This window comes from Arachidicoccus ginsenosidivorans (assembly GCF_007971385.1).
Classification (GTDB): Bacteria; Bacteroidota; Bacteroidia; order Chitinophagales; family Chitinophagaceae; genus Arachidicoccus; species Arachidicoccus ginsenosidivorans.
Window position 1 is genome coordinate 823318 of the sequence record NZ_CP042434.1, and the last position, 25587, is coordinate 848904.

At 40.8% G+C, this 25587-nt stretch carries 23 protein-coding genes; 12 read left to right on the forward strand and 11 right to left on the reverse strand.

The window, feature by feature from the left end; all coding sequences use genetic code 11:
* Window positions 1-3: 3 nt before the first annotated feature.
* The gene (locus FSB73_RS03165) at window positions 4-3345 is read right to left on the reverse strand and encodes a SusC/RagA family TonB-linked outer membrane protein (protein ID WP_146780085.1); all 3342 of its coding nucleotides are present in this window, start codon (window positions 3343-3345) and stop codon (window positions 4-6) included.
* A 664-nt stretch (window positions 3346-4009) separates the two neighbouring features.
* Here FSB73_RS03165 and FSB73_RS03170 point away from each other — a divergent pair.
* From FSB73_RS03170 to FSB73_RS03180, 3 genes are all read left to right on the forward strand, one after another.
* A complete protein-coding gene (locus FSB73_RS03170; RefSeq protein WP_146780086.1) occupies window positions 4010-4687 on the forward strand; it encodes a response regulator transcription factor in 678 nt (225 codons plus the stop codon).
* Window positions 4684-5961 (forward strand): PorY family sensor histidine kinase, encoded by a 1278-nt coding sequence (gene porY, locus FSB73_RS03175; RefSeq protein WP_146780087.1) that lies wholly within the window; start codon window positions 4684-4686, stop codon window positions 5959-5961. Before FSB73_RS03170 ends, porY begins: the two co-directional genes overlap by 4 nt.
* A 69-nt stretch (window positions 5962-6030) precedes the next feature.
* Window positions 6031-6477 carry a PepSY-like domain-containing protein gene (locus FSB73_RS03180; protein WP_146780088.1) on the forward strand — a complete coding sequence of 149 codons (447 nt, stop codon included), beginning with the start codon at window positions 6031-6033 and terminating at the stop codon, window positions 6475-6477.
* 135 nt (window positions 6478-6612) lie between these two features.
* On the opposite strand, the gene FSB73_RS03185 is transcribed toward FSB73_RS03180, so the two are convergent.
* The 4 genes from FSB73_RS03185 to FSB73_RS03200 form a co-directional block, all read right to left on the reverse strand.
* Window positions 6613-7200, reverse strand: a complete 588-nt coding sequence (locus FSB73_RS03185) for a 5' nucleotidase, NT5C type (protein ID WP_146780089.1) — start codon at window positions 7198-7200, stop codon at window positions 6613-6615.
* Between the two features lie 169 nt (window positions 7201-7369).
* Window positions 7370-7948 carry a hypothetical protein gene (locus FSB73_RS03190; protein WP_146780090.1) on the reverse strand — a complete coding sequence of 193 codons (579 nt, stop codon included), beginning with the start codon at window positions 7946-7948 and terminating at the stop codon, window positions 7370-7372.
* Window positions 7949-8181: 233 nt separating this feature from the next.
* On the reverse strand, window positions 8182-9057 hold the full coding sequence (locus FSB73_RS03195; protein ID WP_146780091.1) for an exo-alpha-sialidase: 876 nt from the start codon (window positions 9055-9057) through the stop codon (window positions 8182-8184).
* Between the two features lie 79 nt (window positions 9058-9136).
* Entirely contained in the window at window positions 9137-9391 is a 255-nt protein-coding gene (locus tag FSB73_RS03200; protein WP_146780092.1) for a hypothetical protein, read from the reverse strand.
* 644 nt (window positions 9392-10035) lie between these two features.
* Between FSB73_RS03200 and FSB73_RS03205 the strand changes: the two genes are divergently transcribed.
* Genes FSB73_RS03205 through FSB73_RS03210 form a run of 3 tightly spaced genes read left to right on the forward strand, consistent with a single transcriptional unit; the run spans window position 10036 to window position 12714 of the window.
* Window positions 10036-11190 (forward strand): glycoside hydrolase family 28 protein, encoded by a 1155-nt coding sequence (locus FSB73_RS03205; protein WP_225974439.1) that lies wholly within the window; start codon window positions 10036-10038, stop codon window positions 11188-11190.
* A 17-nt stretch (window positions 11191-11207) separates the two neighbouring features.
* Window positions 11208-11552 (forward strand): hypothetical protein, encoded by a 345-nt coding sequence (locus tag FSB73_RS23955; protein WP_225974440.1) that lies wholly within the window; start codon window positions 11208-11210, stop codon window positions 11550-11552.
* Window positions 11553-11577: 25 nt separating this feature from the next.
* Complete coding sequence (locus FSB73_RS03210) at window positions 11578-12714, forward strand: glycoside hydrolase family protein (protein ID WP_192904091.1); 1137 nt, start codon at window positions 11578-11580, stop codon at window positions 12712-12714.
* Between the two features lie 35 nt (window positions 12715-12749).
* Here FSB73_RS03210 and FSB73_RS23960 read toward each other — a convergent pair whose 3' ends face one another.
* Both FSB73_RS23960 and FSB73_RS03215 read right to left on the reverse strand, forming a co-directional pair.
* Window positions 12750-13076 carry a helix-turn-helix domain-containing protein gene (locus FSB73_RS23960; protein WP_225974441.1) on the reverse strand — a complete coding sequence of 109 codons (327 nt, stop codon included), beginning with the start codon at window positions 13074-13076 and terminating at the stop codon, window positions 12750-12752.
* On the reverse strand, window positions 13070-13732 hold the full coding sequence (locus tag FSB73_RS03215; RefSeq protein ID WP_225974442.1) for a GlxA family transcriptional regulator: 663 nt from the start codon (window positions 13730-13732) through the stop codon (window positions 13070-13072). Before FSB73_RS03215 ends, FSB73_RS23960 begins: the two co-directional genes overlap by 7 nt.
* Before the next feature lie 216 nt (window positions 13733-13948).
* On the opposite strand from FSB73_RS03215, the gene FSB73_RS03220 reads away from it, so the two are divergent.
* Window positions 13949-14875 carry an SRPBCC family protein gene (locus tag FSB73_RS03220; protein WP_146780093.1) on the forward strand — a complete coding sequence of 309 codons (927 nt, stop codon included), beginning with the start codon at window positions 13949-13951 and terminating at the stop codon, window positions 14873-14875.
* Window positions 14876-15039: 164 nt separating this feature from the next.
* Here FSB73_RS03220 and FSB73_RS03225 read toward each other — a convergent pair whose 3' ends face one another.
* Window positions 15040-16986: a beta-N-acetylhexosaminidase gene (locus FSB73_RS03225; protein WP_394344834.1), complete on the reverse strand. Its 1947-nt coding sequence runs from the start codon at window positions 16984-16986 to the stop codon at window positions 15040-15042.
* Here FSB73_RS03225 and FSB73_RS03230 point away from each other — a divergent pair.
* The 4 genes from FSB73_RS03230 to FSB73_RS03245 all read left to right on the forward strand — a co-directional run bounded on the left by FSB73_RS03230 (window position 16979) and on the right by FSB73_RS03245 (window position 22323).
* On the forward strand, window positions 16979-17311 hold the full coding sequence (locus FSB73_RS03230; RefSeq protein WP_225974443.1) for a transposase: 333 nt from the start codon (window positions 16979-16981) through the stop codon (window positions 17309-17311). The two genes, FSB73_RS03225 and FSB73_RS03230, sit on opposite strands and share 8 nt — an antisense overlap.
* Before the next feature lie 23 nt (window positions 17312-17334).
* On the forward strand, window positions 17335-18351 hold the full coding sequence (locus tag FSB73_RS03235) for an integrase core domain-containing protein (RefSeq protein ID WP_146780095.1): 1017 nt from the start codon (window positions 17335-17337) through the stop codon (window positions 18349-18351).
* A 721-nt stretch (window positions 18352-19072) separates the two neighbouring features.
* Window positions 19073-20425 (forward strand): alkaline phosphatase family protein, encoded by a 1353-nt coding sequence (locus FSB73_RS03240; RefSeq protein ID WP_146780096.1) that lies wholly within the window; start codon window positions 19073-19075, stop codon window positions 20423-20425.
* 170 nt (window positions 20426-20595) lie between these two features.
* The gene (locus FSB73_RS03245; RefSeq protein WP_225974444.1) at window positions 20596-22323 is read left to right on the forward strand and encodes a cytochrome-c peroxidase; all 1728 of its coding nucleotides are present in this window, start codon (window positions 20596-20598) and stop codon (window positions 22321-22323) included.
* Window positions 22324-22438: 115 nt separating this feature from the next.
* On the opposite strand, the gene FSB73_RS03250 is transcribed toward FSB73_RS03245, so the two are convergent.
* Genes FSB73_RS03250 through FSB73_RS03260 form a run of 3 tightly spaced genes read right to left on the reverse strand, consistent with a single transcriptional unit; the run spans window position 22439 to window position 24944 of the window.
* A complete protein-coding gene (locus FSB73_RS03250) occupies window positions 22439-23854 on the reverse strand; it encodes an RtcB family protein (RefSeq protein ID WP_146780098.1) in 1416 nt (471 codons plus the stop codon).
* A gap of 11 nt (window positions 23855-23865) precedes the next feature.
* Window positions 23866-24348: an AAA family ATPase gene (locus tag FSB73_RS03255; protein ID WP_262712475.1), complete on the reverse strand. Its 483-nt coding sequence runs from the start codon at window positions 24346-24348 to the stop codon at window positions 23866-23868.
* On the reverse strand, window positions 24342-24944 hold the full coding sequence (locus tag FSB73_RS03260; RefSeq protein WP_146780100.1) for a hypothetical protein: 603 nt from the start codon (window positions 24942-24944) through the stop codon (window positions 24342-24344). The genes FSB73_RS03255 and FSB73_RS03260 overlap by 7 nt, the downstream gene beginning before the upstream one ends.
* 228 nt (window positions 24945-25172) lie before the next feature.
* Here FSB73_RS03260 and FSB73_RS03265 point away from each other — a divergent pair, with 228 nt between their 5' ends.
* Complete coding sequence (locus FSB73_RS03265; RefSeq protein WP_146780101.1) at window positions 25173-25382, forward strand: hypothetical protein; 210 nt, start codon at window positions 25173-25175, stop codon at window positions 25380-25382.
* The last annotated feature ends 205 nt before the right edge of the window (window positions 25383-25587 follow it).

The window sequence follows — 25587 nt, forward strand, 5'->3', positions numbered from 1 at the left end:
TTTTTAAAACCCAATATTCACACCTAATGCCCAAGTACGCAGTGTTGGATAGCCAACATCCGCAGCATCATACATATTTCTGAATTTCTTTGGATATGGATTATACAGATCCCAAAGGTTATTCCCAGAAAGGAAGAAGCGAACGCTGTTTAACTTTGCCTTCTGTACCAATTTGGCAGGCATAGTATAGCCCACACTCAGGGTTCTGATAACCATTCTAAATGTCGGCAACATAAAGAAATCTGATTTAGTGCCGCCAAAATCATCATAGTAGGCAATGTTTGGGTATTTGCCGTTTGGATTATTGTCTTCATCATACATATCTACCAGATAGATGGGTTGCGCCCACATGGCGTTGCTACTGGAGGTACCTTGTTTTACGTAATCCAGGTAGCGCGTACCACCCCAGGAAGTTGCGATCTGCGCATATAAGGACAGGCTTTTCCATCCCAGGTTAATATTGGTGGAAAGTCCATAACTACGGTTGGATTTTTTAAGTTTTACGTAGTCTTCATCTTCTTCAATTCTACCATTTGGACCGGCGATCGTTTTATTATCGGCATCCAGATTACCAGCAACATCCTGATAAACCAGCATACCTTTTTTGAGCCCTGACTTATCTGTGATGCCTAAAAAGTCGGGCGTTGCACCTGCTACACCGGAACTAGCAGCATTCTGAGACAGGTAATTCCAGTAATTGTCGATATCTGCATCTGTTCTCAGCATCCCATCTCCACTAGAAGTCTGTTTCCAGGTTTTGAAGCCCCATACTGGAACAATACCGTAATTCCCTTCTGCCTTTCGGGTAGTAGATTCGGAAGGATAGGCAAATGGTAAATCATAATATTTTTTCACTTTATAATTACTTAGCCCTGTGTTTACGCCAATTGAATACCTGAAATCACCCTTTTGATCTTTCCAGGTGATGGACAGTTCCGTACCCCATGCATTCACGGCAGCAAAATTCTGCTCAGCAAAGGCGCCACCCACTGAAATCGGGGTATTAAGTGCGCCGGACATATCGGTCAGCATATCTGTCGTGGAATTAAAATATTGGTCAAAAGTCACGGCCAATCTGCTTTTCAAAAATTCCATATCTAGTCCAAAATTTCGCTGTAAGGTTTTGTCCCAATGTACATCTCTGTTAGGTGTAGATCCTGGCGTGGCTCCAGTGACATAGAGTCCTCCATTATTACCAAATCCGAAACCTTTATCTGTCTGCGCGGTATATACCTGTAACCATTTCCAGGCCTTGATATTGTTATTACCCGTAAGACCCCAGGATGTGCGAATTTTCAAAAGATCAACCCACCTTATATTATCCCTGAAGAAGTCCTCATCAGAAATCACCCAACCGGCAGAAAGCCCAGGGAAGAATCCCCAGTAATTTTCAGGTGCAAATACAGTGGAAGCGTCTGTACGGAATACAAAATCCAGCAAGTATTTGTGCTTGTAATTATACGCAGCACGACCTAAATAAGACAGGCTACCACTTTCATATTTATAGGTAATCGTATTGCCTGTATTAAGCGTACCAGCAGAAACGGATGTGCCATTGTAAATACCTGCTGTCGGATTATCATAAATCTGATAGCGATCTTCTAATTCACTGGTGGCCTTTTCCACGGACACCATAGCGGATATATTGTGATCCCCGAAACTTCTGTTATAATTGATAAAGAAGTTGGATTGCTGATTTTTGGACGTGGTATTATCATAGGTCACCCTTGAATTGGCTGTATTATTGGTTGCCTTCCAATCTTTATCTGCCGTCTCAGAGAATAAATGCTGGCCGGCAGCGGCAATATTAGTTGCCTGATAAAGCAGCTGAGGCATCATGATCTGCTCGGTATTGGTCGCTGCCTGAGACAAGCCATAATTTAACTTAAAGCTCAACCCCTGAATAAATGGCACATCGTAGGCCAGGGAGAAATTGACATTATAATTAAAATTCTTATTAGTGGTTTTGGAGCCATTATTGAGCAGGGCATAATAATTCCAGTTACTCAGCGAGTTATTACCTTTTACGTTACCCGCCCTGTTGGAGCCTAATGGGGGCGATACATACTGGGTTACACCATCAATAGTATATTCCCAGGGGATATACTTAGGCATATGTAGCAAAACGCTGTAATCATTTTGTTCCCCACCATTGGCATAACCGTCACTGAAATTAATTTTCGTGAAGGACTTTTCTACATTGGTGTTAGCGGCAGCAATTGTCGCTCCCAGGTGCAGGCCACTGGTTAGTTTGATATCTGCACCGCCTCTATATGTCCAACGCTTAAAATCCTGTGAACCCAAATTTGCGCCCTGTGTGTAATAGGAAGCGCCCATAAAATAGGTCGCATTATCGGAACCTCCGCTGATATCCAAAGAATGTTGCATGGTTCCTGCTGATCGCCAGTCATTACCCAGCCAGTCATAATCCAGTGTATCCATCATATTTAACTCTTGTTCAGAGTATTGGTAATCATCACTACGGCCAAGAGCCTTATTAAAACTATTAGAATATTCACCATATTGCCTGGCATTCATCACTTTGGAGTGACTGATCGCATCATTGTGTTCAAATTTGCCACTATAAGTTACTTTTGGCGCACCAATCTGCCCCCGTTTTGTTTTAATGACAATGACACCCTGGGAAGCCCTTGATCCATAAATAGCTGCGCTGGCATCACGAAGTACAGTTATGCTTTCTACTTCGGAGAGGTCCAATTGATTAAAACGATCCAGCGATGGCAAACCTGTTTGAGGGTCCACCTGTAATACATCGTCTATGACTATGAGTGGAGCGGTATTACCCCCATCTTTACCCCAGTTGAACTGTTGTCGAATACTGACGGTGGCTAGTTCACCTGGTCTTTGAGCGCCACCAGAAACATTTAAACCAGGAATCTGCCCTCTTAAAGCCTCACTGATAGAAGCTACTGGCATATCCTGAATCTGTTTAATATTAACGGTGGCCATAGATCCGGTAACATCCCGTTTATTTTGGGTACCGTAACCCACAACGACAACATCATTGAGATCAGCAGAGACAGTCGAATCCATCCGAATGGTTACATAAGACTCATCTCCGATTTTCTGTTGTACCCTTTTATACCCTATATAGGAAACGACCAATATAGAATCGGTTGGAAAAAGCTTTATGGAAAAAGTACCGTCATATTTTGTGCTGACATTACTTGGTCTGCCCTTGGCACTAATGATGGCGCCAGGTAAATGTTCGCCTGTTTTGCCATCAACAACGACACCATTGACTGTTCTATCCTGCGCAAACACACTTGTGCAACACAAAGAGAGCAGGAAAAACAACACAAATCTCATTTTTTGTCTACCCATTTTTTAAATTTTTTCAAAGCAGTGAATAAATGATTTTATTTTTCAAGTGTAATAATGGAAATCTGATAGATTGTAACTTTTGTTGTGCGCAGGAGCCGATTTTATACCTTAATGAACCTTTAAAATCAACAAATCCTCCTTATTTACGAACATTTTCTTAACAATAATCACTTCCCGAATCGGATAATAAATAACGAATTGATAATTTATACGTCAAAGATAAATTCATATATAAAAACATCATTATCGATTATTCACATTAATTTATACAAAATTGTCCTTTATAGGCTTTTTCTCCTATATCTGCTTATTTGGAAGAGGATTTTAAAAAAAATGAACGTCTGTTCATTAGCAAAATATAATTAGTTCATTATCTATATTTTATAATAATAATAATTTATTAATATTATTATATAAGTAATTGATTGAGAGAATTTTTCAGAACATATCCTAAAAGAATAGCGTTTATGCCTCCATTTCTTTCAGAATTCATTAACAATCAATATAATAAACCATTAATCCCTAGGTGATCAAAAAGAGATCCTAGAACAGCAATAAAAATGAATTATCGTTCTTAGAATTCACCCCAGGAGTTTTCATGCTGGCCACTACTTTACAAAGTGGATTCCAGATTCTTTCCAGAATATTGCACTAATTTTGATTGATGAAGATTTTAGTCATTGAGGATGAACCGGATCTGCTCGCAGCGATAAAAACCTCCCTGGAAAAGGAAGCCTACATTGTCGAATCGGCAGGTGATTTTGCCAGTGCATCAGAAAAACTAGGCATCTATACCTATGACTGTATATTACTCGACATCATGTTACCAGGGGGAAGCGGACTGGATTTATTAGCCTCCTTAAAAGAGGCTGATAAATCAGAAAATGTAATTATCGTTTCTGCAAAAGATTCCCTGGATGATAAAATCAACGGATTAGGGCTAGGTGCAGACGATTATCTGACCAAACCGTTTCATCTGGCAGAGCTTACTGCCAGGGTAAAAGCTGTCCTTAGGCGTAAACAACTGGGTGGTAAAAACTCCGTTGATGTCAACAATGTATCCTTACTTGTTGAGGAGCGCCAAGTAATGGTGGATGATGTGCCCATGTCGCTTAATAGAAAAGAATTTGATTTGTTACATTATTTTCTACTCAATAAATCCAGATTGATCACAAGGGAATCTCTTGCCGAGCATGTTTGGGGCGATAATATCGACCAGGCCGATAATTTTGATTTTATTTATTACCAGATTAAAAATCTTAGAAAAAAACTGCAAGCAGCGGCGGCAGAGGTTGAAATTCAGGCAGTCTATGGAGTAGGGTATAAACTAATCACCCCATGAAATTACAGAACAAGTCCTTAAAATACTTATCTATATCCATACTGATTATTATCAGCATCTGGGCGCCTTTATTTTATTATATTATCAAAGATGAAATCCATGACAGCCTGGATAAGGGCCTTACTAACCAGAAAATCCTGGTAATACAACAAAAACTCTTAGATACCACTACAGCAGAAATACTTGAAATACAAGGCAATTACTTTATAAAAGAAGTAGACGAGTCGAGTGCACTGGCCATGACTGATCATTTCAAGGATACCACCATTTATCCTCCCGGCAGTAAACACGCCGTTTCCATGCGAATGCTGACCACAGCTTTTCAGGCAGGTGAGCATTATTATGAATTGAAAGTCTTTTCTTCTACACTGGAAGAAGATGATTTAATCGCAGAATTATTCTGGGCTACGATTTGGCTCTATATTGTCTTAATTGTTAGCATAATTGCCATTAATAACCTGGCTCTAAAACGGCTTTGGCACCCTTTTTATCAGCTTTTGGATCACTTTAAAGCTTTCAGCATCGAAAAAAACGAGACGCTGCCTGATGTCAAAACCCAGACAACGGAATTTTCTGAATTAAAAAAAGCAGCAGACGAAATGACCCGGCACGCAAGAGCGGTCTTTAATAGCCAAAAACAATTCACAGAAAATGCAGCCCATGAATTGCAGACACCACTAGCGGTACTTACCAATAAACTTGAGTTGCTATTAGAAAAAGGGGAGCTGGATGACCTAACGGCTACACAGTTATCAGAATCGCTTGGCATCGTCCATCATTTAAAACAACTCAATAAATCGCTTTTGCTGCTCAGTAAGATCGAAAACAAACAATTTATCGAAAACCAGCAGGTGGAACTGGCCCCGCTTTGTCATGAAGTTTTAAACAACCTGGAGCCCTTTGCCAGCTTCAAAGCCATTCAGATGGATCTACAGCAGCCAGCCAGTCCAACAATCCACATGAATAAAATACTGGCCCATATATTAATTTCCAATCTGATTAAAAACGCCATATTCCACAATAAAGAAGGTGGTAAGGTATTCATAGAACTTAACCAACATCAATTTAGCGTCAGTAATACGGCCCTCAATGGAGAACTAAACGCAAGTAACCTATTTAAACGGTTTTATAAAGGAGATGCATCACATAAAAGTACCGGTCTTGGTCTTTCTATTGTAAAAGCTATTTGTGATACGTATGGGTTTGCAGTTCAATATAATTATGCGCAAGGGCGGCATCATTTTATAATTAACTTTAACAATTCAGCTATCTGACAATCCTGTTATTCCCAATTGTTTCCAGATTCCCTTTCTAGCTTTGCTGTATAATCAAAAACAAAAAACATGAAAAGTATTCTTTTAACTTTCGCTGTGGGATTACTATTTTCTGCAGGAAGTCTCCAGGCACAGGACATCCCAACAAGTCAGGTACCATCCGTTATTGCCAATAAATTCGCGACGCAGTTTCCCAAAGCAAAGGATATTGATTGGGAGCGCAAAGGGGAATTATACAATGTAGAATTCGAACTGGGTTGCAATATTGACCATGAGATTTGGTATGACAGTAAAGGCGTTATAGTCAGACATAAAGAGGATATTACCAAAAGCAGTCTTCCTGCAGCTGTCACATCCAAATTGGCAAAAGATATCAAGGGTTACCGCATAGATGACCTCGAGAAAATTACGGAAGGCAGTAAAGTAACCTATAAATTGGAGCTAAAATCATTTACCAAGGACTGGGATATTGTTATTGACAGCCAAGGTAACATCTTAAAACAAATAGAAGATTAACAAAGGAAATACCCCTTTACAAACCAACATCGAAAAACAAAAAAATGGTCTTCTGAGTGGTGCTTACATTCAAAAATGTGAATGCAAGTACCACTCAGCGGACCATTATCTATTTGCAAAGAGCTTATTGCGCTATTATGCATCCTTGGCATCCGCCTTCATTGGATTATCTTGTTTTTTTTCTATTTCAAACCAATCTACCACCTCGGACCAGGAGCGTACCCTGAAATGATGATGAAGCGTCGTATTATGATAGGCATGGAACATTAAAGTTTTTCCCTTAAATACATCCAGATTCTTACAATAATCATCAATCATATAATCTGTACTGATAATGCTTTTGTCACCGCAAAGTACAATATGGCGCCAGTCAATAAAAGGAAAATGTTCCCGTAACCACTCGTATTTCTCAAATAGCGATAAAGGGAATTCTGTCGCAGCAGAAACGACGTACACCTCATAATCTTTCATCAACTGCCTGACAGCATCAATAGCCCCAGGCATCACTTCCAAATCCCTGAAAAATCCAGGCTGATTCAGCATATACCGGGTAGGTGCATCTTTAGGGAATGCTTCAGCTCCAGACATACCTTGAATAGTTTCCAGCGTTAGCGATGCCCCATAATACTTATTATAATATTTTACTAATTGTGGTTCTACGTTGGCTAAGACACCATCCATATCAATGGCGATTGTCTTGCGCTTATTTTGCGTTTGATTCATTGGGCAAAATTATTATAAAATGGATACAAATGCTGAGCTGTGCCTTGTTATCCATTTAATGGACACGTTAAAATTAACGCTACCACGGGCAGTTCAGTAATTACTGCACCTGAACAACCCAAAATCTCTTTGACAGCCATAAATTCAAGCAAGTAACACCTGTTTTAGATCAATAGGCATCCTTAACGGTTAAAGCATAAGTTTCTGCGGCACCAGTGATGCCACCACCCACTTCAACATTTTTCGTTAAAATAACCGCATTGTCAATGGAAATATGATATTTGCCTTTTGCGTCAATAGTAAGTGTAGCGGAGCCGCCATTTACTTTATTTGTCGTATATTGTACAGCGCCCGTATTTACTGCCGTTCCAATGGTGCAATTTACTTCCATAAGCATACTCCCTTTATTAGTTACAAGATCCAGGTTATCCGTTAATGTGTATTTGCCGGCGCCCAGATAATTAGGAAATGTAAATACAAGCGCACTACCTGAAAAAGCACCATAATCACCGCCATCGCCTGAGGTAGAGACGGTAAGCGCAACAAAATCTCCAGGATCATTCCCGCCAGCATTATCATCCTGGCTGGAACCACCTCTTGCATAGGTATATGCACCAAATTTCCAGCTACTGTCACTGGTAGTATCGGTCCCATCATCCGAAACTGGGCCATCACTTTTACTACAAGCGGCAAAAATCAGGACAAAGGAGATCATTGCTAAAGAAAGCAGCGTAAAGGTTTTTTTCATAGTATTTTTACATTTTACGGCTTCCTAGCAATAACTATACCAAAAACATTAACAAAACTAACACAATCAACTCATTACAAAGAAAAACTGAATTAACGTTTAATGCATAATCAGTCGTAATACTTCCAATTATTGTAAAAAACAAACAGGGTACCTTATCACTAAAAGGCCCAAAATTAAGGCGGTCAGCTTTCAGCTTTAGCATGTCAATCAGTTTGCAGCTCGCGACCATGCTAATCCGCACTCAATTCTTTTATAGGGATAATTGCAAGCTCCGCCGAATTATTGTTCCATGAAGCGCGCTTGGCACCTCCACGCCCGCCAGAATTGGAATAAACAACATACAGGGCTCCTTTGTATTCCACCGCGTAAGGATAGGCAAGGCTTGCCGCTGCATTTGATTCAACCTTGTGCCCCTTATGTAAAGCCCCACGTATAGCGTAAATTTTACTAAAGCTGTTTTCTCCTGGCTTACTGACTGCTATAGTAAGCGGACGTCGGTTGTTTTTAGCATCCGCGGTCGTTGTCCCAATCAAATAGTGCTGACCATTGGATAAAGTTCCCGCATAGGGTTTGGACGCCGCCATGGGTAAATTACTAGGCCTTAATGCACTCCAGGTTTGTCCATAATCTTTACTTAAGGATACCCAGGCCAATGGATGCGAGTGCCCCTTAAATTTTGGCGTATTCATAGATGATCTTGATATCAATAAAACATTGGGGCCATTAATTATAACACCGCATTCTCCCCAGACATTAACAAAAACCGGCACTTTATTTACCTGCCAATGTCTAAAATCATTTGCCTTGCAAATAGCGACCGCAGGTATCGTCGCTTTTTTGCCAAAATAAGCACCGGCCATAATCCATGATCCGTTACGCATCCGCTGTGGTTCTTGTAAGGGCCAGAAACCTTCAGCTACGTTTACCCCCTTTAAAACCCAATTACTTTTATCCGCATCCCAGTAATAAGCATTTGTGTGCATATGTTGCATAATACCCTCAAATGAGGCGTTAAAGGAAAATAGCGTATCCTGAAAATTAAGTAAAACGCCGTGACTTACGGCAATATCACCAGCGGGGTTATCAATAGTGTGTGTATCCCCCAATGCTTCCCCGTCTTACTAAACATACTTTGCGCTTCCTCACTCCCTGTATTTTCAGCACCTTTATTATGTCCAAAACTCACTACCCACTGATGTTGAAACCTGGCAATGGCCACCCCGTGCAAAAAACGGTACTGATCCACCTGCGGTTCATATTTTTAATCTCTATAAACTTCACATGCTTTAAAACAGGAACTGCATTACTGGTGGGTATTTCACCTCCGGTCCAAAGGGGGTATAGTTGATCTACCTTTTTGGGCTGCGCATTGCCTTCACGGCCCAGTAATATCATTAACACCGCACTGGCCAATAGAAAACGTATTTTTCCTTGAATCATCTGTTTTATTTTTTTAGATTCAGAAAATATGGGGCACAATCTCAATTAACCGAATAAGCAAGTTAAGCATTCTTAGTTAAATAACCGCCTGCAGAACGCTTCCCCTATTTTCATAGTAGCCTCTACTTGGGGCCTTGCTTTGTCTTAATTCGCAGCCTGATAAAAGAATGTTTGCCAATAAAATTCCTTTCCATTACAAAGGCTAAAGACAGGCACAATTCTATCGGATCGTCTTTTTATGGGCAGATGACCATAAAGCAGTCACCTCACCAAACAAGAAAGTTCAGGACAGTACAGGACAGTTATAGTTAACAATTCAATATCTTTACCAAGGTATATAACAGTTTCAGATAGCAATCTGCCCCTATTGTTATCCGACAAATGCAATGATGTGCAATGAGTAGTTGCGATTCGTTATAGCATAAACAAGAAAAGCAATCTATATTACTTAATTCCGCACTGGATTAGTTATTAATGATAAGTCCAGTGAACAAATTAATCTGGATGTCAATTTTATCTTTAAAAAGGGGACCATTCGTATTCAAAAGAGGCATTATCACTTTTTCTTTAATAGTGATTTGTTGGTTATCGCTTTCAGCCTGTCACTTACATAACAAACCTCTGGAGCCTCCGTCCTTGAAGGTGTGCCCGACAGCACCCAGGTCGGCGCAGCCCACCTGCCTGATTCCATTGCTATTATAAAGGCTCCCTTTAATATGCCGGATTTCAAAAGGCCTGTTTTCCCGTCACGTACAATTGATATCCGTAAAAGCGGTGCAAAACAGGGCGTTTTGGCCACTGCCATTATTCAACACTGCATTGACCAACTAAGCACGCAGGGTGGTGGCACCGTGCTTATTCCAGATGGCGACTGGTTTACTGGCAGAATCAGCCTGAAAAGCAATATTAATCTGCATTTAAGTGGTGATGCCCGTTTACATTTCAGTGGTGACGTTAAGGATTATCAACCCGCTGTATTTACCAGAAGTGAAGGTATTGAAGTGATATCACTTGGCGCCTGCATATATGCTGAAGGGCAGGACAATATAGCTATTACCGGCAAAGGCACCATATACGGTCCTAAACAAGGTGGCACAGTCAGAAGTCAGGTAATGGATTCTATTGTCATCGAGGACTTTGTTTCCTACAAAACACCGGTTAAGAACAGAGTGTATGATGGTAAAAACGGCGGTTATATATTTTTACCGATGCTTATTTCGCCTATTAACTGTACCCGTGTTTTTATTGAAGGTGTTTCATTGGAAAACACGGCTTTTTGGAATATCGTTCCCATTTATTGTGACCACGTAATAATCCGGGGCGTCACGGTTAACTCCGTTGGCATTCCAAGAGGTGATGGCATGGATATTTCTTCTTCAAAAAATGTCTTGATCGAATATTGTACGTTGAGTTGCGGTGATGATTGTTTCACCCTAAAAGCTGGCCGTGGTGAAGACGGCCTTAGGGTAAATATTCCAACCGATCATGTGGTGATCAGAAACTGCCTGGCCATAAAAGGTCATGGTGGAGTGACCTGTGGAAGTGAGACGGCGGCCATGATTAAAAACGTATATGTGCACAATTGTGTATTTGAAAAGACAAATGTAGGCATCCGATTTAAAACAAGGCGACCTCGTGGTGGCGGTGGTGACAGCCTTTATTATGAAAATATCCGTATGTATCAGACCGGAAAAGCATTTCAATGGGATATGCTGGGTAGCACGGTTTATGTAGGCGATCTGGCAGCGCGTTTGCCGGCAAGAGAAATAGGGCCACTTACACCCGCATTTAAAACATAACCTTCAAAAATATTCAGGTGGATAGCGCAGATTGGTTTATTAAACTCACCGCTATTCCAGAAAGTCCACTGACTAATGTCACAATGGACAATATGCAAATACATACGCATAATTTCTTCAAGGCATCAGATGTCGATAAGTTCATTATTAAAAATGCGGCCATCTCAACCAAGGATAGCCTCATCTCACTTCTGGACACCAGACATCTGTTATTTGAAAACGTCCAGTTTAAGGTACCTGGTGACAGTCTCACAGTTGATATAAAAGGACCAAAATCGGCAGATATTCTATTCAAAAATTGTGAACCCGATCACCCAAAGGGTTGGAAGACTTCCGCTTATCCGGTGCAAGCATCAAAATAAGCCACTAGATAAAAAAACATCAATCATGCATTATAAAAAGCCCAAATGGATGGCAATAAACAGGATTAATTGGACAAGCCGAATAAATAATCATCTGGCAAAAGCAACATATTTTGCTATTGGCTGCATAAGCTTATTTTTCCTGGGTACTTTGCAGGCGCAGCTGCCCACTACATTAAAATTACTAAAGGCCGAATCTCAACCAGTTATTACAGCTGATAACCTGGACGTTTTGAGCAGCCATAACAAATCCGGATTTGAAACCGGGCAGGTCATCAAAATTGGCAATGCGTATCATATGTTTATCAACGAGATGTTTGGCCGTGCGCATAGAGATATGCGGATTGCTTATTGGACCAGCGATGACGCTGTCCATTGGCACAGGCAGTCCACCATCATCAACAGCATACCTGGAAGAACGCCGACCAACCCAAGATCAGAAGTCTGGGTCACAGGCGTGGAATATAATACGCAAGAAGACAGCTGGAATATTTTCTACGTAGCTTACAGAGCTGGCGATTCTACTAAAGGTGAGATTTTGGGCAATGATTATCAAGGTCGGATCTGGCGGGCAAAATCCGTTGTAAGCGGTAGAAAAGGTATTGCAGGTCCTTATGCAGATATGGGCATAGTGCTACAGCCAGATAAGAATAGCCAGACATGGGAAGGTCAACAGGCAATTGCCTGTTTTAATCCCTATAAAGTTGGCACAACTTGGTACAGCATGTATGACGGCCATTATCATACGCCCAGGGGCCCATGGCCTACAGGGATCGCTTTTGCCAAAGAACTGTCAGGGCCCTGGACAAGAATGCCCGAAGGCTTTAATCCCATAGGAGTAGCTAAAGTTTTTATGGAAAACGAAATCGTATCCAAATTAAAAGATGGTCGATATTTGATGGTCTTTGATAGTTTTGGGGATCAGCAAATCGGTTATAGTCTGTCAATTGACGGACTGCACTGGAGTCCAGAAAAAAGAGTAAAAGTTCAGTTTAAAGATCATTTATGGGCAATGAATGGCGACCATTCAACCCGCACGCCACTATGCGCTATTGAACAAAAGGACGGTACTTTTATGGTAATATATACGGCACTTACGGATAAAAACGGCAAAAAGTTTTATGCCGTTGGCAAATGTACTTTGGCATGGGCTGATAATTAATGCAGACCATCCCCGTGAACCTTCTCGCGCCTAATTTAAAAGGCCGCCACCCTGTTATACTTATTTTTATAATCTAAAGGCGTAAGGCCGGTCACTTTTCTAAAAACTTCCCGAAAGGCTTTGACATCGCTATAGCCCGCCTCATACATCACCTCAATTATTTGTTTTTGGGTGGATTCCAGCAGTTTTTTGGCGGATTCCACCCGTACACGCTGCAAATATTCTACGGGGGTATTCCCTGTAGCTTTAATAAACCTCCTGTCAAAATTCCGTCTTCCTACCGCAAACTTCTTAGAGACACTGGAAAATGAAACTTTATCTGCATAATTTTCTTCAATATAAAGCTGTACGTTTCTTACCACCTCATCCTCATGTGCTTTTTGACCAGTGAAGATCGAAATACTGATTGATTGTCCCGATCTATCTCCACCTGGAATATTTTTGCACATAAAATTGCAATCTGGCGGTCAAAATATTTTTCTACCAGATAAATAATCAGATTTAAAAAAGAATAAGCACCACCACTGGTATATAATCCGTCCTGGTCAGTAATCACCTGATCAATCTGCAACTGAACCTTAGGAAACCTGTTTTTAAAATCTGCTGCTGCTGACCAATGTGTTGAACAGGGTTTGCCATTGAGCAAACCAGTGGCTGCCAGAAGAAAAGCCCCGGTACATATAGCAGCCACCTGTGCACCATCATGGTACCTGGTCCAGATCCAATCTGCGAGCAATTTATTTTGCCCTACTGCTGCTTCATAATGATGATTGAGCGAAGGGATAATGATCAAATCCGTCTTTTTTATATCCGTAATGTTTTTTTGTGGCCTGACGGCAAATAACCCCTCATAGAAATCCACCTCCTCACTTAGTCCGGCCAGTTCAATTTTAAATATTTCCCTTCCCTTTTGGGCTTTTGCAATGGCATTCGCCCTGGAAAATATCTTAAAGGGGCCAACTATGCTGCTCAGGTTGTTGCCCTGTCCGGCCGGTACCAGAATAGTCAGATGTTTCATAATAGCTTATTTTCGATAAAGGTACAGCTTATTTTTGTCCAAATCGCCCCCTAACAATGTCCCCATTGCACCCTTTATGTAAAAACGGGGGGCGTTACCTTTGTTTTAGAAAAGATGAGTAATAATCAGGCCGGCAATTTTCCACATTAAATGCCTAAAGCCCTGATTTTGAAAGATCACTTTCTCTAAATTTTAAAATCTCTAAATTCTAAACCAATGTCTCAACAAGATTTTACAACCAGTTTTACTGTCAGCCAATCTCCCAAAGCCGCCCTAGAAGCCATCTGTAATGTGCGCGGCTGGTGGTCAGAAAACATAGAAGGTGATACCGCCTCCTTAAATAGCATTTTCCGCTATCATTACCAGGACGTGCATGTTGGTAAATTCAAAATAACGGAACTATCCCCCGAGCGAATTGTCTGGCATGTCCTAGAAAATCGTTTTAAGTTCACCAAAGACGAACATGAATGGCAAAATTCCAATATTGTCTTTGACATTGCTGCTGAAAACGGCAAAACCCGAGTTACTTTTACGCATAAAGAGTTGACACCTGCATACGAATGTTATGACCTTTGCAAGGACGCCTGGACCCATTATATTCAAGGTAGTCTAAAATCATTAATTACAACCGGTAAAGGGGAACCCACGCCTAGAGAAGATAGCGATACAATTAAGGAGTCCTCACCTGCAACAACTAATAAAATCAGCATCCGGCACCGCCTGCGTATTGAAGTCCCCGTGGAAACCGTTTATCACGCACTCACCACCAAGGAAGGACTCCAGGGGTGGTGGACACCAGATGTGGAAATAGAAAATGGATTGCAACAAGGTGGCATTCTTAAATTTGGATTTGGTCCGCAAAACCAGCATAACCAAACTACATTAAGAATTGAAGCACTGCACCATTATGACCTGGTAAAATGGAGCTGCCTGGAGGCGAACCCAGAGTGGATCGGCACTGAAATCAGTTTCGAACTGGAACCACACGTAAAAGGGGCTGTACTAAATTTCTCCCACAATAACTGGCAGGCTTATACCAATGAGTTTGCAGGCTGCAGTTACGCCTGGGCCTTATTCTTAAAAAGCTTAAAACGGCTCTGCGAAACAGGTAAAGGCTTGCCTTTTCCTGATTTTGATAAATAAGAAAAAAACTATAGTTAAATTGGGGCAGCCGTCAATAAAATAATTATTTTATTGACGGCTGCCCCAATTTATTTTTTAATACAGCACATAAAAGATTTGATATTGTCTAAAGAAGCGTCTTGCACCCAAAACAAAACATCAACTCAACCTATAAGATCAAAGGCCTATTTTTTTATTCTTGCCCTTAAGGCCTTAATGTCTATGGATATCAGCCGACCAATTGGCTGATTCCTTCTGTAGCTGATAACTCTTAACATGGCCGCATCTTTTGGCAACTTAAAGGGCCCGGTATACTTGGGATAAAAATTATCGGGGAAAGAATTATCTACACTATAATATAGGTCTATATTGTCCAACTCTTTATTTAAGGTGATATTCAGTGTGCTGTCAGAATTCAAGGCAACGGCAATATCCGGATCATACATACTGGGGGCATATTTGACGCTATCTGCATCCAGTCTTGGAAACTGTGCTTCTACCCTGCTAACAAAGGAGTCCCAGTTTTTCCTGCTTTTGGGTGACCATAAACACTCTGCAATGGCAAAACCTCTGGGCCAGGTCATATACTGCGCATGACGGATATTATAGAGCTGCTCAGACCATAAATTCGCCTGGCCACCTTTGATATAGGCCAGATCTGCCCCCTCAGGTACTGGATCAAATTGATAAGCCTTTTTTAGTCTGAGAGAAGCGTAAACGTGTGGTTCAATGGCTGGATCTCCCTGCATATAATCCAGATAGGCATAAGTTGTAGGACTCATAACCACATCATGCTTCATTTGAGTAGCAGCAATCCCGCCCTTTTCACCCCGCCAGCTCATAATCGCCGCGTTAGGCGCAACGCCACCTTCCAGTATTTCATCCCAGCCAATGACTTTCTTACCTTTGGACTCTACAATTTTCTCGACCCTTTTTTCAAAATAGCTCTGCACCTGATCCATATTTTTTAAATTTTCCTTTTTCATCAGCTGAGCAATGGCAGGGCTTTTTTTCCAGAAGGTCTTGGCACATTCATCGCCGCCAATATGAATATAGGGGAATGGAAATAATTTGGCTACTTCACCAAACACCGTATCCAAAAACTGATAAACCTTAGGATTAGCTGGACAAAGCGTATTATCATAATGAGCAACAATGCCGCTGTCGGTCCAATCCATAAATCCGGCCTGGCCGGATCTGACATGGTATTTATCTGCCCCCGGTGTGCAGGACAGTTCAGGATAGGAGGCAATCGCTGCCATACTATGGCCTGGCATATCCAGTTCCGGCAAGATATTGACAAAATGCGCCTTTGCAAAGGCAATGATTTCTCTTATATCTTGCTTCGTATAAAATCCACCGTAATCATATTTATCTTGCGCGGTTACCGGTGAAAAGGTGCCAAAATAGCCAATCTTCTTCACCTTCCAGGCACCTACACTTGTCAATTTTGGATACGCATCTATTTGAATACGCCATCCTTCATCATCTGTCAGGTGCCAATGAAACATATTGTATTTATATTTAGACATTTCTTTTATGTAATCCATCACTTCCGCTTTGGTAAAGAAATGACGGGCCACGTCCAGCATCAGGCCTCTCCAGGCAAACCGGGGATAATCTATTATTTCAGCGCAGGGCAATTTGATAGCGACCTCCCCACTCCCGGCAGCTCCCACTGTTAAACTTGCTGGCATGAGTTGCATAAGTGTCTGAATACCGTAGTATAGTCCAGCCGGTTTATTGGCCGTAATGGTTACACCCGTTTTAGCATTAATACTAAGCAGATACCCTTCCGTTTTTAAAGTCGTATCTGATCTATCTTTATCCAGCAACACAAAACGGACATTTGCACCAGTTTTATCAGAAGGTATAAGTTTTGCCTGAGGATTCAATTTTGATAATCTGCTGGTAAATTCCTTTTGAACAAAGCCAAGTTCTTTGGAATCTTCTGAGCTGGCTTTATTATAATAAACTTTTATTTGAGCAGGCAATTGATAATAGCCTGATTGCCTGGCAACTGATACCGGCTCTGGGATTATTTTGATATCACTGGCAGTGTCTTGCTGTGCCTGTTCCGCTCCCCTAAATAATCGGACATAATTACAAAAAAAAATTGTAACTATGGGTATGATTCAAACGGACAAGGGGACAAAAAAGTTTACGGAAAAGGAAAAGCTCAGCATCTTAAAAGAGGCTGATAAAGAAGGCGTTAAGAAAACGCTTAGTAAGTATAACCTTTATCCGGCAACCTATTATTACTGGAAAAAGAAATATTCCAGTCTAAAATCAGATGGTAGCCTGCACACCAAGGGTATATACGATGCATCGGCATTCCGTAAATTGGAAAAGGAAAATGCTGCTCTCAAGCAGTTGTTAGCGGAAAAAGAGCTTGAATCCAAGCTAAAAGATGAAATGCTAAAAAAAAAGTATCCACATCTGAGAAAGTTGCTTTAGCGCGTGAGTTTATTGGTAAAGGCATGCCGAGGGACCGAGCATTGAAACTTCTTGGAATAACCAGGCATGCCTATTATTATCAGCCAAAAGAAGGCAAAAGAGGTCGTAAAAAATCCCATTATACAGCGAAAGTGGACAGCAAAAAGGGGCTAACCGAAATGATAGAGGCAGATCAACTTATAGAGGCAATTATTGCTATTAAATCCAATCCGGAAACGGATTATGGCTATCGGGCCATGACAGCTGCGTTGCAGCTTAATGGGTATGTCATTAACAAGAAAAAGGTTTACCGGATAATGAGCGACTATCAACTTCTACATGAAAAGAGAAAGAAGCCTGGTAGGGTTTACGTAAAGCATCGCCGGGTCGATCCATGCATGCCATTAGAGGTTATAGAAATGGATATAAAATTCCAGTGGGTTGTATCTCATCAATGTTATGCATTCATCCTGACAGTCATTGATTGCTTCACCCGAACGGTGCTTCATTGGCAGGTGGCCTATTCAATCACGCAAAGTCAGGTGATAGATGCCTGGGAGGATGTTATTGTCAATTACCTGCAGCCCCACCAGATGCTGGGTAAAAAAATAACAATTGAAATCAGGAATGATAATGACTCTCGCTTTGCGGCACATTCTGTTCAAAAGTACCTGACAGAAAATGGGTTGAACCAGGTATTTACGCACCCATATACACCGGAAGAGAATGGGCATATTGAATCCTTTCATTCGATTTTAGGCCGCTCTTTGGACCGCATAGGCGCATTCAGGACATTGCAGGACTTAGAACAACATTTGAAGGGATTCTATAAGATCTATAATGAAGTCCGACTGCATGGAAGCCTAGATCATCTACCACCCAAGCGGTTCTGGAAACTATGGCAGGAAGGGCTGATTGAAAGCATAGAGAGAAAGAATAAGGGAAGGAGACATAAGCTACTAATACCTCACTATGAACTTTCGGGTAATGGAAGCCAGAAGGAGCATTCGGCTCGCCCCTTAGGGCGAATAAAAAATACCGCTGCAGTTGCAGCGGTATAAGAACAACTTTCGGTATAAAGGTCACCGTCAGTCGCATTCGGCAACACAAAAATAATGCATAATTAAATCAAATTATTAACTTCGTAAAAATTGTCCGATTTAAAGGGGGCCTAACCAGTGCCAGCAGCGAACTGCTGCAAAATATACTCATAAAGAGTATGGCCAAAAAAGTTCTTTCTAAAAAGGTTTTAAGCATATTTTATTAAAATTTAATTGGTTTATGAGATTATCAATACTGAGTTGCCCCATTAAGCCCATCACTTTCTGTAACGGCGAGATAATTACCATTGTACGCTGTTCATCACGCCATTGTACCCTACGCTGAGATTTGCCAAATAGGTCTCTAAGATACCAAAAATTCAATTAAAAATCCTTTGATAATTAAGATCGAAACTAAAAAAACCAGAAACACCTTTCCTATCTTAAATAAATGATTCTCTGTTATTTATTCCGCCAAAAAATAAAAAAATCTCCCAATTTGTCTGCTCGCCTGTAAGGCTTTAGCTAAAGTCACCTTGCTAATGGGTTCCTCCATTTTCAGGTAATTACACTTAGATAACATTTAAAGAAAAGCCAAACCCCTATATTTGTAAGAAGAAATTGAATAACAAACGGGGAAATTGGACATCTATCAATGATCCATTTATCATGACACTACTGATCTTTTGATCAGTTTCATATAATATATTTCTGTAATTTAAATTTAAAAAAATAGACACAAATGCGTTCATCACGGTTAATGTATGTAGGTCTGATTACACTTGGATTTGGAATATTCAGTTGTGGCACCGCTAAAAAAGCGCAGCAACAAAAGACCAGCTTTGATAATGGTATTCAACAAATTAAACATGTTGTGGTTATTTACATGGAAAACCACAGTTTTGACAACCTTTATGGAGAATTTAAAGGCGCCAATGGTATCAAAAATGCCATCAAAGGAAATTATGTACAGGTGGACAAACATGGCAAACCTTATGAGTTTCTGCCAGCCATCCCCCGCAACAATTCTTTCCCGACCAATCTACCTAATAAACTCTTCAACATCGATCAATATGTACCCAATGATAAGCCTACACCGGATGTAACGCACCGATTTTATCATAATCAGTTACAGATAGATGGCGGAAAAATGGACAAATTTGCCGCTTATAATGACTCCAAAGGACTGGCGATGGGTTATTATAGTACGAAGAAACTCCCCTTATATCAGTTTGCACATGATTATACACTTTGTGACAATTTCTTCCAAAGTGTTTATGGGGGTTCTTACTTTAATCATGTTTATTTAATTTCTGCAGGTGTCCCCACCTGGCCGAATGCACCCAAGTCACAGGTGGCAAAAATCGGCCCTGATGGTAAAATCATCAAAGATGGTGTCGTTTCTCCAGATGGATATGCCATCAACCACGTACTGTCCAGAAATTGGCCTTACCCACTTAAATCAGATACTTCCAAATTTTTACCTTCTCAGAATTTTCCAACCATCGGAGACCGCCTGAGCGAGAAAAATATCTCCTGGGCCTGGTATTCTGAGGGTTGGGATGATGCCGTAGCTGGCAGAAAAAATAACTTTGCCTATAACCACGAACCTTTTTTGTACTTTGACAATTACAAGCCAGGAACCGAAGGTCGTAAGCACATGCTGGACCAAAACGATTTTATTAAAGCGGCCAAAGCAGGAACGCTCCCCAGCGTCAGCTTCGTAAAACCTGGCGCCGGCAACGATGAACACCCAGGCGCCTCAGCAGTGTATTCCTCAGAACAACTGGCCGTCAACTTAATTAATGATGTGCTCAATGGACCCAATGGCAAAGATGCACTGGTTATATTGACTTATGATGAATTTGGGGGCTTTTTTGATCATGTCAACCCACCCAAAATCGATCGATTTGGACCTGGCAGCCGTATCCCAGCGATAATCATTGGACCTTTTGCGAAAAAGAAATTTGTGGATCACACACAATATGAAACCGTAAGTCTGCTGGCATTTATTGAAAAAAGATGGGGGCTTAAACCGCTGGCTGAACGCGACAAAAATGCCAGCCCGCTTAGGAATGCCTTAATCTTTAAATAGCCACCAGCAAGTTAATAAGTGCAGACAAGTTAGGAGGCAGTAGTATGTATCGCAAGACAGGCATCGTTATATTTTTTTTATTTGGACTTTTCATTGTAAGTTTCACTTCCATTGAATCTAGCAAAACCGCCGGCTTAAACACACGTTCTAAAAAGATCCATAGGCAAGTCTTGCAGCAAATTCACGACTTCCATGATTATATTCAGGATAGTTTGCTTGTTGCTGTTCGCAATAAGCAGTTAGATCAGCAGCAGATTGAACACGCTTTTATTCAGTCCAGACTCCTTTATAAAAAGTTTGAATGGGCAGCGACCTATTTCACCTTTGATTTGGCTAAAAGACTTAACGGACCACCCTTAGAAGAAATCGAAAATGCAGATTTATTGGATCCTGTCCTTGCCAGAGGACAGGATCCAATGGGTTTGCAAGTCATTGAAGCGCTCATCTATCCAAATATTTTAGCTAAAAATCAAAATAGCCTAATTCGTGCTGTTGGTTATTTAATTACCAATACAAATTATCTGATCGATTATTATGCGGATCACGACTTTGTCGATTGGCGAATTTTAGATGCCGCCAAATTGGAGGTATTTAGAATCATGACCCTGGGTATTACCGGTTTTGATGCCGCATTATCCCTTAACAGTATACAAGAGGCTGCTGTTTCCCTTGAAAGCCTGGAAAAAGCCCTGGGGTATTATACCAATAGAAAGAAGCAGCCTGGATTATTACCATCCATACAGGCAGCTACTAACTATCTTAATGGTCACACAGATTTTAATAGCTTTGACAGAGCGGCATTTATTACAAAGTACGCCAATACGATCACAAGTAGTATTGCCCAACTAGAAAAAAATCTACCCGGGCCAAAAATCACCTACAACCGATTACTCAATCAGGATGTGAATACCTTGTTTGATCCCGGCGCATTTAATGTCAACGCCTTTACTCCGGGTGCAAAATTCGACATTACACCAGCCAAGGTTGCCTTGGGCAAAAAATTATTTTATGACAAGCAGCTTTCCGGTACCAGAACCAGAAGTTGCGCTACCTGCCACCAGCTGGATCTTGACTATACAGACGGACTCCAAACCCCAGTGGACATCCTGGATTCTACATCCCGTCTGACGCGCAATGCACCCACGCTTATCAATGCGGCATTGCAGTCGAATTACTTTTACGACATGCGCGCATTGACACTAGAAGATCAGGTGCGGGACGTTATTAGTAATAAACATGAAATGGACGGATCCATCGAGGCGGCTATTTCGTATATCAAAAACAATCCAACTTACAGAACCTTATTTCACCAGGCCTTCCCAAGCACAAATGATCATTGGGAGGCTACAATAACTGCAGATCAACTAACTAATGCCCTGGCCTCCTATGTCAGAAGCCTGGTCAGACTAAACAGTCGCTTTGACGATTATATGCGGGGACAAAAAAATGCGCTTACCCGTCAGGAAGTTAAAGGTTTTAATCTATTTATGGGCAAGGCCCGTTGTGCTACCTGTCATTTTATGCCCTTATTTAACGGCATCACGCCGCCCAAATATATTCAAAGTGAATCGGAGATTATTGGTGTACCAAAGACTTTGACAGATTCCCTGTTGGATCCTGATTTGGGGTATTACGCCATCATTGGTGTCAATGCTTACAAACACGCTTTTAAAATACCCACCATCAGAAATATCAGCAAAACAGCTCCTTATATGCACAACGGCGTTTATACGACGCTGGAGCAGGTAATGGAATTCTATAATAATGCTGGGGCAGTTGGATTAGGCATTGACCTGCCCAACCAAACCCTACCCACAGATAGTCTTGGACTTACGGCGGAACAGCAAAATGATATTATTGCTTTTATGAAGAGTCTGGACAGTAAACAAGAAAAATAAAAAAAATGAGTCGGCATAAAAAAGCATTACCTATTTTATACCAACTCAACTTTTCAAAAGATTTCTAGCATCCAAAAATTTACCCTGTCAATTCATCTTGTTTTCGTTTTTGCTTTCAACTTCTGTGGCCAGCACCATCCATTTTTACGATTTTAGGGGTAAATCTTCCAATAACATCAACCAGTCCTTCTTGTGCCTGCATCACTTTATGGATATCCTTATAGGCAAATGGAGATTCATCGAGTCCCCCTCCCAAAAGTGTTACACCGTTTTTATGTAATGCCTCTCTAAACTGCTTGTCGGTAATCGAATCAATAGCCGCTCTACGACTTAGTTTCCTGCCAGCCCCATGCGATGCAGAATTAATAGAAGCTTCCTCGCCCCTTCCTTTGACAATAAAACCATCTGCAGTCATCGAACCGGGTATAATCCCTAACACATCTTTACCGGCCGGAGTAGCTCCTTTTCTGTGTACAATCACCTCATTTCCCTGCAGTGTTTCTTTCCAGGCAAAATTGTGATGGTTTTCTACTGTTTTGACAGGTTTTATACCTAGACGCCTGGTGATTTTTTGATGAATCACCTGATGGCAGGCGGCCGCATAATCTCCCGCCAGGTTCATGGCCAGCCAATATTCCATTCCCGGCTCTTCATTAAGCGTCAACCAGGCCATATGTTTCACTGCCTGCGGTAAGCGCCTGGCACTAATGGCTAGTTTTGTATAGTGGCTTGCCACCGCAGCTCCTAATCCCCGACTACCAGAATGAGACAGCAGCCCAATGTACGCTCCAGGTGCCAGATTTAAAACCTCATCCTTCTGATCAATTGTCACCACGCCAAATTCCACAAAATGATTTCCGGAACCTGAAGTACCTAATTGCTTCCAGGATTTACCATGTAACCTTTTTAGCAATGGCAATTGATAGAATAACTCCTGCTCCATCACAGCATGATCGGGCGCTTGCTTAAATGAGGATCCACTACCAAACAGGGTGGCATCGTTCAATTCCCGGATAAAAAAGGCCTCTTTGCTGATCAATTCATGTGGATTCAATTCATAAATACTCAAACACATTCTGCAGCCGATATCTAGTCCCACCCCATATGGAATCACTGCATTATCCGTGGCCAGTACGCCTCCAATTGGCAATCCATAACCGCTATGCGCATCCGCCATAACAGCACCGGCAACGCTCACAGGCAACTTTGCAGCCTGATACATCTGATGCAATGCCTCTTCAGCTATATACTGCACTCCAAAAACTGAAAATTCTATCCCGTTGCTTCTTAAGACAGTTTCTGGCATAACCACTTTTGATTCAGGCAGTAGTTGCCTGGCAATGATGCCCAGAACCTGATCCTCCCTGAACCTTTCTGGCTCACTTAAGATTTCCTCTAAAAGCTTAATCGCGGCAGCCTTATGCCAGAACTTATAATCCTTATTGAAAAGATTCATGGTTAGGCTAATCACCGGACCTTCGGGAAAGCCCAACTTTCTTAAATCTTTGCCTGTTATTTTTAATTTACTCATTTTTATCCTTCTTAATTATTTAAAATCTGCTCCTTTCTGAATCCTGCTATTTCAACCCTACGGGGCGCCACTTCTGTCTTTTCATTAGGATTAGCCACCTCCGCAATAGTCATGGGCTCCTTAATTGTTTGATCATGTCCCAGATGATCGCTTAAACGCTGCGCCTTTGCCACATTTAACTTCCCAAACTCATATCTGGCAATCAATCTACCTTTACGAATAAGCGCACTGTCGATCATAGCCAGTTCACTGTTAAATGTACAGATCAATTGAACATTTAGAAAGTCTGCCATCAATCCATCAGATATATTCAACAAATTAGAAACAGAAGAACTGCTATTAAATCGTCTGTCCATAATGATATTCTCCGCATCTTCAATTATCAGTACGGAGTTAGGATTATCTACCAAAAGTTCAATAAAATCTGGATCCATTAAATTACCAGCGACAGAGGGGGACAGAAATAATACCTTCTTTTTGATCTTTCCTACCAAATATCTAAGATAAGTCGTCTTGCCGGTACCAGGCAGACCATGCAATAACACAATCCCTTTATCTTTATCTTTTTTAACCGCTGTTGAATTATCTGATCCGTCTGTATAAAATCATCCGCATAAAATAAATCCAGGTCAAGCTTGCTTTTTTTTATTTCCATGGGTTTTAATTCCAGACCATTACTTGCTCTGACAACCAGGTTAATTTCTAGCGGCTCCTTACGTCTGGGCTTATTACAGGGAAGTACCAAATCCACAATACGTTTAACCATATCCATATGCTTACCGTCATGGTATAAGAAAAGGTAATCTTCTGAAACTTCCAGCATCGTAGCCGCATCAAACACTATAATTGCACTTTCCATAGCAAAATTTCTTTTGCGTTTAATGAAATTTCTTAACTGATATACCCCAGTGATCTCAGATGATAAATTCTCAGTAATTGTTTTTACAACCTTCTCGCCATTTATATCCTCAAAAAAATCTACGTTAGGAAAGTTATTAAAATGATGCAGGTAAAATGATTTACCGTCTATAAAACCCATACCGAACAACTTGCCGGTATCTAATGTTCTTTCTATATTTAAATTACCCATTATATTATTAAAATTTTAATTTCATTTCATTGCATAAAAAAGCCCGGTCGCAGCATTTACGACCGGGCTTTTTACATAAGGGTGATGACCACCTATATGTATATATGCATTTGCCAAAAATACCTGCTTTCTTGTAAAACACTCTTTCCCAAGGGAGCGAATTGACTCCCTTGGTCGTTTGCAATTTGTATATTTATATTATTCAGCACTTCAAGTAGGTTTAAAAAAATGAATCAACAAGATTTAATGCCACAAATCCAAAAAGGTAACCCATTTTTCATGACAAATATAAAAACAATTTTCAACTATAGCGCCCTCAATTATAAGAAATTAGAAAAGCACCCAACCATTAGCATTCATAAATTACCTTTAAATATAAACGATATCCACACCAAAAGCCTCAACAATTTAATTTTCAAAACAAATAAATCTATTTAAAAATCAATAGATACCATACCATCTGGATAACAAGACAATTAAGACTACATCATCAAAAAAACAAAAATCAGTCATTTTAAAAAAACAGCTACATTATAAATTAACAGCACTCAAAACTGATCTATCCTTTCCATACGATTGACGGGTAGCCAGGCCAAAAAATTATCGTTATTACGGACGATATATCCTATACTGTCGATGGCAA